The organism is Bacillus sp. FSL M8-0025, from assembly GCF_037975475.1.
Classification (GTDB): Bacteria; Bacillota; Bacilli; order Bacillales; family Bacillaceae; genus Bacillus; species Bacillus subtilis.
On record NZ_CP150258.1, the window covers coordinates 83730 to 101383 of the forward strand.

Here is a 17654-nt window from a genome sequence, read left to right on the forward strand (position 1 = left end):
GGTGAGCGGAGAAATGATTTTAATGATTGATAACTACGATTCATTCACGTACAACTTGGTACAGTATTTGGGCGAGCTTGGGGAAGAGCTGGTTGTGAAACGCAATGACAGCATCACAATCGAAGAAATTGAAGAACTGTCTCCGGACTTTCTGATGATATCTCCCGGACCGTGTAGCCCTGATGAGGCGGGAATCAGCCTCGAAGCAATTAAACATTTCGCAGGGAAAATTCCTATTTTCGGTGTATGTCTCGGACATCAGTCCATCGCACAAGTGTTCGGTGGCGACGTTGTTAGGGCAGAACGGCTTATGCACGGGAAAACCTCGGATATCGAGCATGACGGCAAAACCATTTTTGAAGGGTTGAAAAACCCCCTTGTTGCGACGCGATACCACTCGCTGATCGTAAAACCTGAGACGCTGCCAAACTGTTTTACAGTAACAGCACAAACGAAAGAAGGAGAAATCATGGCTATTCGCCACAATGACCTCCCGATAGAGGGCGTGCAATTTCACCCAGAGTCTATTATGACCTCCTTTGGGAAAGAAATGCTCAGAAATTTTATTGAGACATATCGCAAGGAAGTTATTGCGTGATGATATATGTGAACGGCCGGTATATGGAGGAGAAAGATGCAGTTCTTTCTCCTTTTGACCATGGGTTTTTATATGGGATCGGTGTTTTCGAAACCTTCAGGCTCTACGAAGGCTGCCCGTTTTTGCTTGATTGGCATATAGAAAGGCTTGAACGCGCGCTTAAGGATCTGCAAATCGAATATACTGTTTCAAAGCATGAGATCCTTGAGATGCTGGACAAGCTGCTTAAGCTAAATGATATCAAGGATGGTAATGCCCGCGTCAGACTGAACATATCAGCGGGAATCAGCGATAAAGGCTTTGTCGCCCAGACGTACGATAAGCCGACCGTTTTATGCTTTGTGAATCAGCTGAAACCAGAAAGTCTTCCTTTGCAAAAAGAAGGAAAGGTTTTATCGATACGGAGAAACACTCCAGAGGGATCGTTCCGGTTAAAATCTCATCATTATCTAAATAATATGTATGCGAAACGGGAAATTGGAAATGATCCGCGTGTCGAGGGAATTTTCTTAACGGAGGATGGAGCTGTTGCAGAGGGTATCATATCTAATGTCTTCTGGAGAAAAGGTCGCTGTATCTATACGCCATCGCTTGATACCGGTATTCTGGACGGCGTCACGAGACGTTTTATCATAGAAAATGCAAAGAATATCGGCCTGGAGCTCAAAACGGGCCGATATGAGCTAGAAGCTCTCTTGACAGCTGACGAAGCGTGGATGACGAACTCGGTTCTTGAAATCATCCCGTTTACTAAAATAGAAGAAGTAAACTATGGAAGCCAAAGCGGAGAAGCAACCTCCGCTCTTCAATTGTTATACAAAAAAGAAATAAAGAACATGATGTATGAAAAGGGAGGAAGAGCATGGCGCAGCACACAATAGATCAAACACAAGTAATCCACACTAAGCCCAGCGCTTTATCATATAAAGAGAAGACGCTGGTGATGGGAATTTTAAACGTAACGCCTGACTCTTTCTCGGACGGTGGAAAATATGACAGCTTGGACAAGGCGCTGCTGCACGCGAAAGAGATGATCGATGATGGTGCCCATATCATTGATATCGGAGGGGAATCGACAAGGCCTGGCGCTGAGTGCGTATCTGAGGATGAGGAGATGTCCAGAGTCATTCCGGTGATTGAGCGGATTACGAAAGAGCTTGGTGTTCCTATTTCTGTAGATACGTACAAGGCTTCTGTCGCAGATGAAGCAGTGAAAGCCGGCGCATCCATTATCAATGATATTTGGGGAGCCAAACATGATCCGAAGATGGCTTCTGTTGCAGCTGAACATAATGTTCCAATTGTTCTCATGCATAACCGCCCTGAAAGAAACTACAATGACTTATTGCCGGATATGCTGACGGACTTAATGGAGAGTGTAAAAATTGCTGTTGAGGCCGGAGTAGACGAGAAGAACATTATTCTTGATCCCGGTATCGGTTTCGCGAAAACCTATCACGATAACTTGGCAGTGATGAACAAACTAGAGATTTTCAGCGGGCTGGGATATCCGGTTCTTCTGGCAACCTCCCGAAAAAGATTCATCGGACGTGTTCTGGATCTTCCGCCTGAGGAGCGGGCTGAGGGCACAGGCGCGACTGTGTGTCTCGGCATTCAAAAAGGCTGTGACATTGTCAGGGTCCATGATGTAAAACAAATTGCCAGAATGGCGAAAATGATGGACGCGATGCTGAATAAGGGAGGGGTGCACCATGGATAAAGTTTATGTAGAAGGTATGGAGTTTTACGGATATCACGGTGTGTTCAAAGAAGAAAACAAACTTGGCCAGCGGTTTAAAGTCGATTTAACCGCTGAGCTGGATTTAAGCAAAGCTGGACAAACAGACGACCTTGAGCAAACGATCAACTATGCTGAGCTCTATCACGTATGTAAAGATATCGTGGAAGGGGAGCCTGTAAAATTGGTAGAAACGCTGGCGGAACGTATTGCTGGCACTGTTCTCGAAAAATTTCAGCCTGTTCAGCAATGTACGGTGAAAGTGATTAAGCCAGACCCGCCAATTCCCGGACACTATAAATCAGTAGCAATTGAAATTACGAGAAAAAAGTCATGAACAACATAGCTTATATTGCACTTGGATCTAATATTGGAGATAGAGAAACGTATTTAAGGCAAGCAGTGGCTTTACTGCATCAGCATGCTGCGTTGACAGTCACTAAAGTGTCGTCTATTTACGAAACTGACCCGGTCGGATACGAAGATCAAGCTCAATTTCTGAATATGGCTGTTGAAATCAAGACATCATTGAACCCTTTTGAACTCCTTGAACTGACGCAGCAGATAGAAAATGAATTAGGCAGAACAAGGGAAGTAAGATGGGGGCCGCGGACGGCAGACCTTGACATTTTGTTATTTAATCGTGAAAATATTGAAACAGAGCAACTAATTGTTCCGCATCCGAGAATGTATGAGCGTTTGTTTGTCCTTGCGCCGCTTGCGGAAATTTGCCAGCAGGTTGAAAAAGAGGCTACAAGCGCCGAAACAGACCAAGAAGGTGTAAGAGTATGGAAGCAGAAATCTGGGGTAGACGAATTCGTGCATTCAGAAAGCTGAAAGGTTATACTCAAGAAGGATTTGCAAAAGCATTAGGTATATCAGTTTCTATTCTCGGCGAAATTGAACGCGGAAACCGATTGCCGTCAGCTGCCATCATTCAAGATGCAGCAGATGTTTTAAATATAAGTGCGGACGAATTGGCGCCGCCAGAAAAATAGAACAAATGAAAGGAGGAGAAAAATTGTTCAAAATCGGAGATATTCAATTGAAAAACCGGGTTGTGCTCGCTCCTATGGCTGGTGTCTGCAACTCTGCGTTCAGATTGACTGTAAAGGAATTCGGAGCCGGATTGGTATGCGCTGAAATGGTCAGTGACAAAGCGATCCTTTACAACAATGCAAGAACAATGGGTATGCTTTATATTGATGAACGTGAGAAACCACTGAGCCTTCAAATTTTCGGAGGAAAAAAGGAAACCCTTGTGGAAGCGGCGAAGTTTGTAGACCAAAACACAACTGCTGATATCATTGATATTAACATGGGATGTCCCGTGCCGAAGATTACAAAATGCGATGCGGGAGCCAAATGGCTTCTCGATCCTGATAAGATTTACGAAATGGTTTCTGCAGTAGTGGATGCTGTTAATAAGCCAGTTACAGTGAAAATGAGAATGGGCTGGGATGAAGACCACATTTTCGCAGTGAAAAATGCACAGGCTGTAGAACGTGCGGGCGGTAAAGCAGTGGCGCTTCACGGCCGTACGAGAGTGCAGATGTACGAAGGAACGGCAAACTGGGATATCATCAAAGAAGTAAAACAATCAGTATCGATTCCGGTTATCGGAAACGGCGATGTTAAGACACCGCAGGATGCTAAGCGTATGCTCGATGAGACAGGAGTAGACGGGGTCATGATCGGACGCGCTGCATTGGGCAACCCGTGGATGATTTACCGTACGGTTCAGTATCTTGAAACAGGTGAATTAAAAGAAGAGCCGCAAGTACGCGAAAAAATGGCCGTATGCAAACTGCATCTTGACCGCCTGATTGACTTAAAAGGTGAAAACGTAGCGGTAAGAGAAATGAGAAAGCACGCTGCATGGTATCTGAAAGGCGTGAAAGGCAATGCGAACGTTCGTAATGAAATCAATCATTGCGAGACGAGAGAAGAGTTTGTACAGCTTTTAGATGCATTTACGGTTGAAGTTGAGGCAAAAGAGCTTCAAAATGCAAAAGTAGGATAATACTCACCTCTATTTGCTGCTCACTGCTAGTTTTACGCTGGCAGTTTTTCTGCTTTTTTCATGAAACAATATCTGTAATGGAGTGATAACAATGAGTCAAGAAGAGCATAACCATGAAGAATTGAATGATCAGCTGCAAGTCAGACGCGATAAAATGAATCAGCTGAGAGATAACGGCATCGATCCATTCGGCGCACGTTTTGAAAGAACTCATCAGTCTCAAGAAGTTATTTCGGCATATCAAGATCTAACCAAAGAAGAGTTAGAAGAAAAAGCGATTGAAGTTACAATCGCAGGCCGCATGATGACAAAACGCGGCAAAGGAAAAGCCGGCTTTGCCCATCTTCAGGATTTAGAAGGCCAAATCCAAATCTACGTAAGAAAAGACAGTGTCGGTGACGACCAATATGAAATCTTCAAGTCTTCTGACCTCGGTGATCTTATCGGCGTAACCGGAAAAGTCTTCAAAACAAATGTAGGCGAATTGTCTGTTAAAGCAACTTCCTTTGAATTGCTGACAAAAGCGCTTCGTCCGCTTCCTGACAAATACCATGGTTTAAAAGACGTTGAGCAGCGCTACCGTCAGCGCTATCTGGATCTTATCGTAAACCCAGACAGCAAACATACGTTCATTACACGAAGCAAGATCATTCAAGCTATGAGAAGATACCTTGATGATCATGGATACTTAGAAGTAGAAACACCTACAATGCACAGCATTCCTGGGGGAGCTTCTGCACGTCCGTTTATCACTCACCACAACGCGTTAGACATTCCACTCTATATGCGTATTGCTATCGAACTGCACCTAAAACGTCTAATTGTCGGCGGTTTAGAAAAAGTATATGAAATCGGCCGTGTTTTCCGTAACGAAGGTGTCTCTACACGCCATAACCCTGAATTTACAATGATTGAGTTATATGAAGCATATGCGGACTATAAAGATATCATGAGCTTAACTGAAAACCTTGTCGCTCATATCGCCCAAGAAGTGCTTGGCACAACTACGATTCAATACGGGGAAGAGCAAATCGACCTTAAACCGGAGTGGAAAAGAATCCATATGGTTGACGCAGTCAAAGAAGCGACTGGCGTTGATTTCTGGGAAGAGGTTACTGTTGAGCAGGCGCGTGAATATGCAAAAGAACATGGTGTAGAAATTAAAGATTCTATGACAGTAGGGCATATCATCAACGAATTCTTCGAACAAAAAATTGAAGAAACGCTTATTCAGCCAACGTTTATTTACGGGCATCCTGTAGAAATTTCTCCTCTTGCTAAGAAAAACCCTGAGGACCCGCGTTTTACAGACCGTTTTGAGCTGTTTATCGTTGGCCGTGAACATGCCAACGCATTTACAGAGCTGAATGATCCTATTGATCAAAGAGAACGCTTTGAAGCGCAATTAAAAGAGCGTGAAGCCGGTAATGATGAAGCTCATCTAATGGATGAAGACTTTGTTGAAGCTCTGGAATACGGTATGCCGCCAACAGGAGGTTTAGGCATCGGTATCGACCGTCTGGTTATGCTGCTGACAAATGCCCCTTCTATTCGGGATGTGCTGTTATTCCCGCAAATGAGACAACGCTAATAAAGAAGAGCGGTATCCTCCATAGGGAAAGGATGCCGCTCTTTTTAAATTCCTTAGTATTTCTTCAAAAAAACTATTGCACTATTATTTACTAGGTGGTATATTATTATTCGTTGCCGCTAAACAAGGCGATAACGAAAAAAAGAACTTCAAAAAAAGTTATTGACTTCACTGAGTCAACGAGTTATAATAATAAAGTCGCTTGAACGAAGTGAACAAAATGATCTTTGAAAACTAAACAAGACAAAACGTACCTGTTAATTCAGTTTTTAAAAATCGCACAGCGATGTGCGTAGTCAGTCAAACTACTTTATCGGAGAGTTTGATCCTGGCTCAGGACGAACGCTGGCGGCGTGCCTAATACATGCAAGTCGAGCGGACAGATGGGAGCTTGCTCCCTGATGTTAGCGGCGGACGGGTGAGTAACACGTGGGTAACCTGCCTGTAAGACTGGGATAACTCCGGGAAACCGGGGCTAATACCGGATGGTTGTTTGAACCGCATGGTTCAAACATAAAAGGTGGCTTCGGCTACCACTTACAGATGGACCCGCGGCGCATTAGCTAGTTGGTGAGGTAATGGCTCACCAAGGCAACGATGCGTAGCCGACCTGAGAGGGTGATCGGCCACACTGGGACTGAGACACGGCCCAGACTCCTACGGGAGGCAGCAGTAGGGAATCTTCCGCAATGGACGAAAGTCTGACGGAGCAACGCCGCGTGAGTGATGAAGGTTTTCGGATCGTAAAGCTCTGTTGTTAGGGAAGAACAAGTACCGTTCGAATAGGGCGGTACCTTGACGGTACCTAACCAGAAAGCCACGGCTAACTACGTGCCAGCAGCCGCGGTAATACGTAGGTGGCAAGCGTTGTCCGGAATTATTGGGCGTAAAGGGCTCGCAGGCGGTTTCTTAAGTCTGATGTGAAAGCCCCCGGCTCAACCGGGGAGGGTCATTGGAAACTGGGGAACTTGAGTGCAGAAGAGGAGAGTGGAATTCCACGTGTAGCGGTGAAATGCGTAGAGATGTGGAGGAACACCAGTGGCGAAGGCGACTCTCTGGTCTGTAACTGACGCTGAGGAGCGAAAGCGTGGGGAGCGAACAGGATTAGATACCCTGGTAGTCCACGCCGTAAACGATGAGTGCTAAGTGTTAGGGGGTTTCCGCCCCTTAGTGCTGCAGCTAACGCATTAAGCACTCCGCCTGGGGAGTACGGTCGCAAGACTGAAACTCAAAGGAATTGACGGGGGCCCGCACAAGCGGTGGAGCATGTGGTTTAATTCGAAGCAACGCGAAGAACCTTACCAGGTCTTGACATCCTCTGACAATCCTAGAGATAGGACGTCCCCTTCGGGGGCAGAGTGACAGGTGGTGCATGGTTGTCGTCAGCTCGTGTCGTGAGATGTTGGGTTAAGTCCCGCAACGAGCGCAACCCTTGATCTTAGTTGCCAGCATTCAGTTGGGCACTCTAAGGTGACTGCCGGTGACAAACCGGAGGAAGGTGGGGATGACGTCAAATCATCATGCCCCTTATGACCTGGGCTACACACGTGCTACAATGGACAGAACAAAGGGCAGCGAAACCGCGAGGTTAAGCCAATCCCACAAATCTGTTCTCAGTTCGGATCGCAGTCTGCAACTCGACTGCGTGAAGCTGGAATCGCTAGTAATCGCGGATCAGCATGCCGCGGTGAATACGTTCCCGGGCCTTGTACACACCGCCCGTCACACCACGAGAGTTTGTAACACCCGAAGTCGGTGAGGTAACCTTTTAGGAGCCAGCCGCCGAAGGTGGGACAGATGATTGGGGTGAAGTCGTAACAAGGTAGCCGTATCGGAAGGTGCGGCTGGATCACCTCCTTTCTAAGGATATTATACGGAATATAAGACCTTGGGTCTTATAAACAGAACGTTCCCTGTCTTGTTTAGTTTTGAAGGATCATTCCTTCGAAACGTGTTCTTTGAAAACTAGATAACAGTAGACATCACATTCAATTAGTAACACAAGATATCACATAGTGATTCTTTTTAACGGTTAAGTTAGAAAGGGCGCACGGTGGATGCCTTGGCACTAGGAGCCGATGAAGGACGGGACGAACACCGATATGCTTCGGGGAGCTGTAAGCAAGCTTTGATCCGGAGATTTCCGAATGGGGAAACCCACCACTCGTAATGGAGTGGTATCCATATCTGAATTCATAGGATATGAGAAGGCAGACCCGGGGAACTGAAACATCTAAGTACCCGGAGGAAGAGAAAGCAAATGCGATTCCCTGAGTAGCGGCGAGCGAAACGGGATCAGCCCAAACCAAGAGGCTTGCCTCTTGGGGTTGTAGGACACTCTGTACGGAGTTACAAAGGAACGAGGTAGATGAAGAGGTCTGGAAAGGCCCGCCATAGGAGGTAACAGCCCTGTAGTCAAAACTTCGTTCTCTCCTGAGTGGATCCTGAGTACGGCGGAACACGTGAAATTCCGTCGGAATCCGGGAGGACCATCTCCCAAGGCTAAATACTCCCTAGTGACCGATAGTGAACCAGTACCGTGAGGGAAAGGTGAAAAGCACCCCGGAAGGGGAGTGAAAGAGATCCTGAAACCGTGTGCCTACAAGTAGTCAGAGCCCGTTAACGGGTGATGGCGTGCCTTTTGTAGAATGAACCGGCGAGTTACGATCCCGTGCAAGGTTAAGCAGAAGATGCGGAGCCGCAGCGAAAGCGAGTCTGAATAGGGCGCATGAGTACGTGGTCGTAGACCCGAAACCAGGTGATCTACCCATGTCCAGGGTGAAGTTCAGGTAACACTGAATGGAGGCCCGAACCCACGCACGTTGAAAAGTGCGGGGATGAGGTGTGGGTAGGGGTGAAATGCCAATCGAACCTGGAGATAGCTGGTTCTCTCCGAAATAGCTTTAGGGCTAGCCTCAAGGTAAGAGTCTTGGAGGTAGAGCACTGATTGGACTAGGGGCCCCTACCGGGTTACCGAATTCAGTCAAACTCCGAATGCCAATGACTTATCCTTGGGAGTCAGACTGCGAGTGATAAGATCCGTAGTCGAAAGGGAAACAGCCCAGACCGCCAGCTAAGGTCCCAAAGTATACGTTAAGTGGAAAAGGATGTGGAGTTGCTTAGACAACCAGGATGTTGGCTTAGAAGCAGCCACCATTTAAAGAGTGCGTAATAGCTCACTGGTCGAGTGACTCTGCGCCGAAAATGTACCGGGGCTAAACGTATCACCGAAGCTGCGGACTGTTCTTCGAACAGTGGTAGGAGAGCGTTCTAAGGGCTGTGAAGCCAGACCGGAAGGACTGGTGGAGCGCTTAGAAGTGAGAATGCCGGTATGAGTAGCGAAAGAGGGGTGAGAATCCCCTCCACCGAATGCCTAAGGTTTCCTGAGGAAGGCTCGTCCGCTCAGGGTTAGTCGGGACCTAAGCCGAGGCCGAAAGGCGTAGGCGATGGACAACAGGTTGATATTCCTGTACCACCTCCTCACCATTTGAGCAATGGGGGGACGCAGGAGGATAGGGTAAGCGCGGTATTGGATATCCGCGTCCAAGCAGTTAGGCTGGGAAATAGGCAAATCCGTTTCCCATAAGGCTGAGCTGTGATGGCGAGCGAAATATAGTAGCGAAGTTCCTGATTCCACACTGCCAAGAAAAGCCTCTAGCGAGGTGAGAGGTGCCCGTACCGCAAACCGACACAGGTAGGCGAGGAGAGAATCCTAAGGTGATCGAGAGAACTCTCGTTAAGGAACTCGGCAAAATGACCCCGTAACTTCGGGAGAAGGGGTGCTCTGTTAGGGTGCAAGCCCGAGAGAGCCGCAGTGAATAGGCCCAGGCGACTGTTTAGCAAAAACACAGGTCTCTGCGAAGCCGTAAGGCGAAGTATAGGGGCTGACGCCTGCCCGGTGCTGGAAGGTTAAGAGGAGCGCTTAGCGTAAGCGAAGGTGCGAATTGAAGCCCCAGTAAACGGCGGCCGTAACTATAACGGTCCTAAGGTAGCGAAATTCCTTGTCGGGTAAGTTCCGACCCGCACGAAAGGCGCAACGATCTGGGCACTGTCTCAACGAGAGACTCGGTGAAATTATAGTACCTGTGAAGATGCAGGTTACCCGCGACAGGACGGAAAGACCCCGTGGAGCTTTACTGCAGCCTGATATTGAATGTTGGTACAGCTTGTACAGGATAGGTAGGAGCCTTGGAAACCGGAGCGCCAGCTTCGGTGGAGGCATCGGTGGGATACTACCCTGGCTGTATTGACCTTCTAACCCGCCGCCCTTATCGGGCGGGGAGACAGTGTCAGGTGGGCAGTTTGACTGGGGCGGTCGCCTCCTAAAAGGTAACGGAGGCGCCCAAAGGTTCCCTCAGAATGGTTGGAAATCATTCGCAGAGTGTAAAGGCACAAGGGAGCTTGACTGCGAGACCTACAAGTCGAGCAGGGACGAAAGTCGGGCTTAGTGATCCGGTGGTTCCGCATGGAAGGGCCATCGCTCAACGGATAAAAGCTACCCCGGGGATAACAGGCTTATCTCCCCCAAGAGTCCACATCGACGGGGAGGTTTGGCACCTCGATGTCGGCTCATCGCATCCTGGGGCTGTAGTCGGTCCCAAGGGTTGGGCTGTTCGCCCATTAAAGCGGTACGCGAGCTGGGTTCAGAACGTCGTGAGACAGTTCGGTCCCTATCCGTCGCGGGCGCAGGAAATTTGAGAGGAGCTGTCCTTAGTACGAGAGGACCGGGATGGACGCACCGCTGGTGTACCAGTTGTTCTGCCAAGGGCATCGCTGGGTAGCTATGTGCGGACGGGATAAGTGCTGAAAGCATCTAAGCATGAAGCCCCCCTCAAGATGAGATTTCCCATTCCGCAAGGAAGTAAGATCCCTGAAAGATGATCAGGTTGATAGGTCTGAGGTGGAAGTGTGGCGACACATGGAGCTGACAGATACTAATCGATCGAGGACTTAACCATATTTTTGAATGATGTCACACCTGTTATCTAGTTTTGAGAGAACACTCTCAATTTGTTTGGTGGCGATAGCGAAGAGGTCACACCCGTTCCCATACCGAACACGGAAGTTAAGCTCTTCAGCGCCGATGGTAGTCGGGGGTTTCCCCCTGTGAGAGTAGGACGCCGCCAAGCAATTGCACGTTAGTGCAATTATGGAGGATTAGCTCAGCTGGGAGAGCATCTGCCTTACAAGCAGAGGGTCGGCGGTTCGAGCCCGTCATCCTCCACCATTATGCCGGTGTAGCTCAATTGGTAGAGCAACTGACTTGTAATCAGTAGGTTGGGGGTTCAAGTCCTCTTGCCGGCACCACTTTTATATGATATAATACTCAAGTCTCTTGTAGAAGAGCCATTAGCTCAGTTGGTAGAGCATCTGACTTTTAATCAGAGGGTCGAAGGTTCGAGTCCTTCATGGCTCACCATTTTACGCGGGTGTGGCGGAATTGGCAGACGCGCTAGACTTAGGATCTAGTGTCTTTATGACGTGGGGGTTCAAGTCCCTTCACCCGCATTATATAGGATAACAGTTAGAAAAACTGGACATCCTGTCTGCGGAAGTAGTTCAGTGGTAGAACACCACCTTGCCAAGGTGGGGGTCGCGGGTTCGAATCCCGTCTTCCGCTCCAACTATACCATCCACGCCGGGGTGGTGGAATTGGCAGACACACAGGACTTAAAATCCTGCGGTAGGTGACTACCGTGCCGGTTCAAGTCCGGCCCTCGGCATTATGTTTTGCGCCCGTAGCTCAATTGGATAGAGCGTTTGACTACGGATCAAAAGGTTAGGGGTTCGACTCCTCTCGGGCGCGCCATATCTTTTAATAGAATAGATGGGAAATCGGGAAGTAGCTCAGCTTGGTAGAGCACATGGTTTGGGACCATGGGGTCGCAGGTTCGAATCCTGTCTTCCCGACCATTTTTTATGGGGCCTTAGCTCAGCTGGGAGAGCGCCTGCTTTGCACGCAGGAGGTCAGCGGTTCGATCCCGCTAGGCTCCACCAAAAGTTTTTAAAAAGTTGTTGACTTTGAAGAAGTGACGTTGTACACTAAGAAAGTTGCTTTAACAAAGCAAGCAAACAAAATGATCTTTGAAAACTAAACAAGACAAAACGTACCTGTTAATTCATTTTTTTATAAATCGCACAGCGATGTGCGTAGTCAGTCAAACTACTTTATCGGAGAGTTTGATCCTGGCTCAGGACGAACGCTGGCGGCGTGCCTAATACATGCAAGTCGAGCGGACAGATGGGAGCTTGCTCCCTGATGTTAGCGGCGGACGGGTGAGTAACACGTGGGTAACCTGCCTGTAAGACTGGGATAACTCCGGGAAACCGGGGCTAATACCGGATGGTTGTTTGAACCGCATGGTTCAAACATAAAAGGTGGCTTCGGCTACCACTTACAGATGGACCCGCGGCGCATTAGCTAGTTGGTGAGGTAACGGCTCACCAAGGCAACGATGCGTAGCCGACCTGAGAGGGTGATCGGCCACACTGGGACTGAGACACGGCCCAGACTCCTACGGGAGGCAGCAGTAGGGAATCTTCCGCAATGGACGAAAGTCTGACGGAGCAACGCCGCGTGAGTGATGAAGGTTTTCGGATCGTAAAGCTCTGTTGTTAGGGAAGAACAAGTACCGTTCGAATAGGGCGGTACCTTGACGGTACCTAACCAGAAAGCCACGGCTAACTACGTGCCAGCAGCCGCGGTAATACGTAGGTGGCAAGCGTTGTCCGGAATTATTGGGCGTAAAGGGCTCGCAGGCGGTTTCTTAAGTCTGATGTGAAAGCCCCCGGCTCAACCGGGGAGGGTCATTGGAAACTGGGGAACTTGAGTGCAGAAGAGGAGAGTGGAATTCCACGTGTAGCGGTGAAATGCGTAGAGATGTGGAGGAACACCAGTGGCGAAGGCGACTCTCTGGTCTGTAACTGACGCTGAGGAGCGAAAGCGTGGGGAGCGAACAGGATTAGATACCCTGGTAGTCCACGCCGTAAACGATGAGTGCTAAGTGTTAGGGGGTTTCCGCCCCTTAGTGCTGCAGCTAACGCATTAAGCACTCCGCCTGGGGAGTACGGTCGCAAGACTGAAACTCAAAGGAATTGACGGGGGCCCGCACAAGCGGTGGAGCATGTGGTTTAATTCGAAGCAACGCGAAGAACCTTACCAGGTCTTGACATCCTCTGACAATCCTAGAGATAGGACGTCCCCTTCGGGGGCAGAGTGACAGGTGGTGCATGGTTGTCGTCAGCTCGTGTCGTGAGATGTTGGGTTAAGTCCCGCAACGAGCGCAACCCTTGATCTTAGTTGCCAGCATTCAGTTGGGCACTCTAAGGTGACTGCCGGTGACAAACCGGAGGAAGGTGGGGATGACGTCAAATCATCATGCCCCTTATGACCTGGGCTACACACGTGCTACAATGGACAGAACAAAGGGCAGCGAAACCGCGAGGTTAAGCCAATCCCACAAATCTGTTCTCAGTTCGGATCGCAGTCTGCAACTCGACTGCGTGAAGCTGGAATCGCTAGTAATCGCGGATCAGCATGCCGCGGTGAATACGTTCCCGGGCCTTGTACACACCGCCCGTCACACCACGAGAGTTTGTAACACCCGAAGTCGGTGAGGTAACCTTTTAGGAGCCAGCCGCCGAAGGTGGGACAGATGATTGGGGTGAAGTCGTAACAAGGTAGCCGTATCGGAAGGTGCGGCTGGATCACCTCCTTTCTAAGGATATTATACGGAATATAAGACCTTGGGTCTTATAAACAGAACGTTCCCTGTCTTGTTTAGTTTTGAAGGATCATTCCTTCGAAACGTGTTCTTTGAAAACTAGATAACAGTAGACATCACATTCAATTAGTAACACAAGATATCACATAGTGATTCTTTTTAACGGTTAAGTTAGAAAGGGCGCACGGTGGATGCCTTGGCACTAGGAGCCGATGAAGGACGGGACGAACACCGATATGCTTCGGGGAGCTGTAAGCAAGCTTTGATCCGGAGATTTCCGAATGGGGAAACCCACCACTCGTAATGGAGTGGTATCCATATCTGAATTCATAGGATATGAGAAGGCAGACCCGGGGAACTGAAACATCTAAGTACCCGGAGGAAGAGAAAGCAAATGCGATTCCCTGAGTAGCGGCGAGCGAAACGGGATCAGCCCAAACCAAGAGGCTTGCCTCTTGGGGTTGTAGGACACTCTGTACGGAGTTACAAAGGAACGAGGTAGATGAAGAGGTCTGGAAAGGCCCGCCATAGGAGGTAACAGCCCTGTAGTCAAAACTTCGTTCTCTCCTGAGTGGATCCTGAGTACGGCGGAACACGTGAAATTCCGTCGGAATCCGGGAGGACCATCTCCCAAGGCTAAATACTCCCTAGTGACCGATAGTGAACCAGTACCGTGAGGGAAAGGTGAAAAGCACCCCGGAAGGGGAGTGAAAGAGATCCTGAAACCGTGTGCCTACAAGTAGTCAGAGCCCGTTAACGGGTGATGGCGTGCCTTTTGTAGAATGAACCGGCGAGTTACGATCCCGTGCAAGGTTAAGCAGAAGATGCGGAGCCGCAGCGAAAGCGAGTCTGAATAGGGCGCATGAGTACGTGGTCGTAGACCCGAAACCAGGTGATCTACCCATGTCCAGGGTGAAGTTCAGGTAACACTGAATGGAGGCCCGAACCCACGCACGTTGAAAAGTGCGGGGATGAGGTGTGGGTAGGGGTGAAATGCCAATCGAACCTGGAGATAGCTGGTTCTCTCCGAAATAGCTTTAGGGCTAGCCTCAAGGTAAGAGTCTTGGAGGTAGAGCACTGATTGGACTAGGGGCCCCTACCGGGTTACCGAATTCAGTCAAACTCCGAATGCCAATGACTTATCCTTGGGAGTCAGACTGCGAGTGATAAGATCCGTAGTCGAAAGGGAAACAGCCCAGACCGCCAGCTAAGGTCCCAAAGTATACGTTAAGTGGAAAAGGATGTGGAGTTGCTTAGACAACCAGGATGTTGGCTTAGAAGCAGCCACCATTTAAAGAGTGCGTAATAGCTCACTGGTCGAGTGACTCTGCGCCGAAAATGTACCGGGGCTAAACGTATCACCGAAGCTGCGGACTGTTCTTCGAACAGTGGTAGGAGAGCGTTCTAAGGGCTGTGAAGCCAGACCGGAAGGACTGGTGGAGCGCTTAGAAGTGAGAATGCCGGTATGAGTAGCGAAAGAGGGGTGAGAATCCCCTCCACCGAATGCCTAAGGTTTCCTGAGGAAGGCTCGTCCGCTCAGGGTTAGTCGGGACCTAAGCCGAGGCCGAAAGGCGTAGGCGATGGACAACAGGTTGATATTCCTGTACCACCTCCTCACCATTTGAGCAATGGGGGGACGCAGGAGGATAGGGTAAGCGCGGTATTGGATATCCGCGTCCAAGCAGTTAGGCTGGGAAATAGGCAAATCCGTTTCCCATAAGGCTGAGCTGTGATGGCGAGCGAAATATAGTAGCGAAGTTCCTGATTCCACACTGCCAAGAAAAGCCTCTAGCGAGGTGAGAGGTGCCCGTACCGCAAACCGACACAGGTAGGCGAGGAGAGAATCCTAAGGTGATCGAGAGAACTCTCGTTAAGGAACTCGGCAAAATGACCCCGTAACTTCGGGAGAAGGGGTGCTCTGTTAGGGTGCAAGCCCGAGAGAGCCGCAGTGAATAGGCCCAGGCGACTGTTTAGCAAAAACACAGGTCTCTGCGAAGCCGTAAGGCGAAGTATAGGGGCTGACGCCTGCCCGGTGCTGGAAGGTTAAGAGGAGCGCTTAGCGTAAGCGAAGGTGCGAATTGAAGCCCCAGTAAACGGCGGCCGTAACTATAACGGTCCTAAGGTAGCGAAATTCCTTGTCGGGTAAGTTCCGACCCGCACGAAAGGCGCAACGATCTGGGCACTGTCTCAACGAGAGACTCGGTGAAATTATAGTACCTGTGAAGATGCAGGTTACCCGCGACAGGACGGAAAGACCCCGTGGAGCTTTACTGCAGCCTGATATTGAATGTTGGTACAGCTTGTACAGGATAGGTAGGAGCCTTGGAAACCGGAGCGCCAGCTTCGGTGGAGGCATCGGTGGGATACTACCCTGGCTGTATTGACCTTCTAACCCGCCGCCCTTATCGGGCGGGGAGACAGTGTCAGGTGGGCAGTTTGACTGGGGCGGTCGCCTCCTAAAAGGTAACGGAGGCGCCCAAAGGTTCCCTCAGAATGGTTGGAAATCATTCGCAGAGTGTAAAGGCACAAGGGAGCTTGACTGCGAGACCTACAAGTCGAGCAGGGACGAAAGTCGGGCTTAGTGATCCGGTGGTTCCGCATGGAAGGGCCATCGCTCAACGGATAAAAGCTACCCCGGGGATAACAGGCTTATCTCCCCCAAGAGTCCACATCGACGGGGAGGTTTGGCACCTCGATGTCGGCTCATCGCATCCTGGGGCTGTAGTCGGTCCCAAGGGTTGGGCTGTTCGCCCATTAAAGCGGTACGCGAGCTGGGTTCAGAACGTCGTGAGACAGTTCGGTCCCTATCCGTCGCGGGCGCAGGAAATTTGAGAGGAGCTGTCCTTAGTACGAGAGGACCGGGATGGACGCACCGCTGGTGTACCAGTTGTTCTGCCAAGGGCATCGCTGGGTAGCTATGTGCGGACGGGATAAGTGCTGAAAGCATCTAAGCATGAAGCCCCCCTCAAGATGAGATTTCCCATTCCGCAAGGAAGTAAGATCCCTGAAAGATGATCAGGTTGATAGGTCTGAGGTGGAAGTGTGGCGACACATGGAGCTGACAGATACTAATCGATCGAGGACTTAACCATATTTTTGAATGATGTCACACCTGTTATCTAGTTTTGAGAGAACACTCTCAATTTGTTTGGTGGCGATAGCGAAGAGGTCACACCCGTTCCCATACCGAACACGGAAGTTAAGCTCTTCAGCGCCGATGGTAGTCGGGGGTTTCCCCCTGTGAGAGTAGGACGCCGCCAAGCAAGCTTAAACCCAGCTCATTGAGCTGGGTTTTTTGTATTTTGGTTTATTGGTATCATAAAATTCCACTTAACTGTATAATATAATAACTTTATACCGAATTTTAAATCAGCAATCAGGTTTTGTGGACCGGGAAAATGGAAATAATGAAGGATAGAGCGAGAAAGTTGAAAATTCTCGAGAAACGGCTTATAGTAAGATTAAAGTCAAATATAGTCAAAGTCAGTAAAGGAGGGGGTTGAGTGGGACATAATATTTCTGACATCATTGAACAATATTTAAAACGAGTGTTAGATCAAAATGGCAAGGAAATTTTAGAGATTAAACGAAGTGAAATTGCAGATAAATTTCAATGCGTTCCTTCCCAAATAAATTATGTCATCAACACCAGATTTACAAGCGAAAGAGGATATATTGTTGAGAGCAAACGCGGGGGCGGCGGTTACATCAGAATCATTAAAATTAAAATGAACAATGAAGTTGTCCTGATCAATAATATTATTTCTCAAATTAATACCCATTTGTCTCAAGCAGCCTCTGATGATATTATTTTAAGGCTATTAGAAGACAAGGTAATTTCAGAAAGAGAAGCAAAAATGATGGTCAGCGTAATGGACCGCTCAGTTTTACACATTGACTTGCCTGAACGTGATGAATTAAGAGCGAGAATGATGAAGGCAATGCTGACTTCTTTAAAATTAAAATAAGCGGGTGAAAAG

9 protein-coding genes, 9 tRNA genes and 6 rRNA genes are annotated in these 17654 nt (G+C 48.9%); all 24 read left to right on the plus strand.

What is annotated here, in order from left to right; translation table 11 throughout:
- Nucleotides 1–13: 13 nt before the first annotated feature.
- The 24 genes from pabA (at nucleotide 14) to ctsR (ending at nucleotide 17642) form a co-directional block, all read left to right on the plus strand.
- Nucleotides 14–598, plus strand: coding sequence for an aminodeoxychorismate/anthranilate synthase component II (pabA, locus tag MKX38_RS00445; protein WP_015715111.1), 585 nt, complete (start codon nucleotides 14–16; stop codon nucleotides 596–598).
- On the plus strand, nucleotides 598–1479 hold the full coding sequence (gene pabC / locus MKX38_RS00450; RefSeq protein WP_003226685.1) for an aminodeoxychorismate lyase: 882 nt from the start codon (nucleotides 598–600) through the stop codon (nucleotides 1477–1479). The genes pabA and pabC overlap by 1 nt, the downstream gene beginning before the upstream one ends.
- Nucleotides 1461–2318 carry a dihydropteroate synthase gene (gene folP / locus MKX38_RS00455; protein WP_024571695.1) on the plus strand — a complete coding sequence of 286 codons (858 nt, stop codon included), beginning with the start codon at nucleotides 1461–1463 and terminating at the stop codon, nucleotides 2316–2318. Before pabC ends, folP begins: the two co-directional genes overlap by 19 nt.
- On the plus strand, nucleotides 2311–2673 hold the full coding sequence (gene folB, locus MKX38_RS00460; protein ID WP_014478613.1) for a dihydroneopterin aldolase: 363 nt from the start codon (nucleotides 2311–2313) through the stop codon (nucleotides 2671–2673). The genes folP and folB overlap by 8 nt, the downstream gene beginning before the upstream one ends.
- Nucleotides 2670–3173, plus strand: coding sequence for a 2-amino-4-hydroxy-6-hydroxymethyldihydropteridine diphosphokinase (gene folK, locus MKX38_RS00465; protein WP_339188300.1), 504 nt, complete (start codon nucleotides 2670–2672; stop codon nucleotides 3171–3173). The genes folB and folK overlap by 4 nt, the downstream gene beginning before the upstream one ends.
- Nucleotides 3125–3334, plus strand: a complete 210-nt coding sequence (locus MKX38_RS00470; protein ID WP_003226678.1) for a helix-turn-helix transcriptional regulator — start codon at nucleotides 3125–3127, stop codon at nucleotides 3332–3334. Before folK ends, MKX38_RS00470 begins: the two co-directional genes overlap by 49 nt.
- Nucleotides 3335–3357: 23 nt before the next feature.
- A complete protein-coding gene (gene dusB, locus MKX38_RS00475) occupies nucleotides 3358–4359 on the plus strand; it encodes a tRNA dihydrouridine synthase DusB (RefSeq protein WP_014475588.1) in 1002 nt (333 codons plus the stop codon).
- Nucleotides 4360–4450: 91 nt separating this feature from the next.
- A complete protein-coding gene (lysS, locus tag MKX38_RS00480) occupies nucleotides 4451–5950 on the plus strand; it encodes a lysine--tRNA ligase (RefSeq protein ID WP_003226674.1) in 1500 nt (499 codons plus the stop codon).
- A gap of 310 nt (nucleotides 5951–6260) precedes the next feature.
- Nucleotides 6261–7810: ribosomal RNA gene (locus MKX38_RS00485) — 16S ribosomal RNA — on the plus strand.
- 170 nt (nucleotides 7811–7980) lie between these two features.
- Nucleotides 7981–10908 (plus strand): 23S ribosomal RNA (locus tag MKX38_RS00490).
- Between the two features lie 55 nt (nucleotides 10909–10963).
- Nucleotides 10964–11079 (plus strand): 5S ribosomal RNA (rrf, locus tag MKX38_RS00495).
- 22 nt (nucleotides 11080–11101) lie between these two features.
- Nucleotides 11102–11177, plus strand: a tRNA-Val gene (locus MKX38_RS00500).
- A 4-nt stretch (nucleotides 11178–11181) separates the two neighbouring features.
- Nucleotides 11182–11257, plus strand: a tRNA-Thr gene (locus MKX38_RS00505).
- A gap of 36 nt (nucleotides 11258–11293) precedes the next feature.
- A tRNA-Lys gene (locus tag MKX38_RS00510) sits at nucleotides 11294–11369 on the plus strand.
- A 6-nt stretch (nucleotides 11370–11375) separates the two neighbouring features.
- Nucleotides 11376–11458 (plus strand) — tRNA-Leu (locus MKX38_RS00515).
- 40 nt (nucleotides 11459–11498) lie between these two features.
- A tRNA-Gly gene (locus MKX38_RS00520) sits at nucleotides 11499–11573 on the plus strand.
- Between the two features lie 14 nt (nucleotides 11574–11587).
- Nucleotides 11588–11673, plus strand: a tRNA-Leu gene (locus tag MKX38_RS00525).
- 9 nt (nucleotides 11674–11682) lie between these two features.
- Nucleotides 11683–11759, plus strand: a tRNA-Arg gene (locus MKX38_RS00530).
- Nucleotides 11760–11786: 27 nt separating this feature from the next.
- Nucleotides 11787–11863: transfer RNA gene (locus MKX38_RS00535), tRNA-Pro, on the plus strand.
- An 8-nt stretch (nucleotides 11864–11871) separates the two neighbouring features.
- Nucleotides 11872–11947: transfer RNA gene (locus tag MKX38_RS00540), tRNA-Ala, on the plus strand.
- A 171-nt stretch (nucleotides 11948–12118) separates the two neighbouring features.
- Nucleotides 12119–13668 (plus strand): 16S ribosomal RNA (locus MKX38_RS00545).
- A 170-nt stretch (nucleotides 13669–13838) separates the two neighbouring features.
- Nucleotides 13839–16766 (plus strand): 23S ribosomal RNA (locus MKX38_RS00550).
- A gap of 55 nt (nucleotides 16767–16821) precedes the next feature.
- Nucleotides 16822–16937: ribosomal RNA gene (rrf, locus tag MKX38_RS00555) — 5S ribosomal RNA — on the plus strand.
- The 16S, 23S and 5S rRNA genes sit together here with 9 tRNA genes alongside, the layout of an rRNA operon.
- A gap of 240 nt (nucleotides 16938–17177) precedes the next feature.
- The gene (gene ctsR, locus MKX38_RS00560) at nucleotides 17178–17642 is read left to right on the plus strand and encodes a transcriptional regulator CtsR (RefSeq protein ID WP_003225724.1); all 465 of its coding nucleotides are present in this window, start codon (nucleotides 17178–17180) and stop codon (nucleotides 17640–17642) included.
- Nucleotides 17643–17654 lie beyond the last annotated feature (12 nt).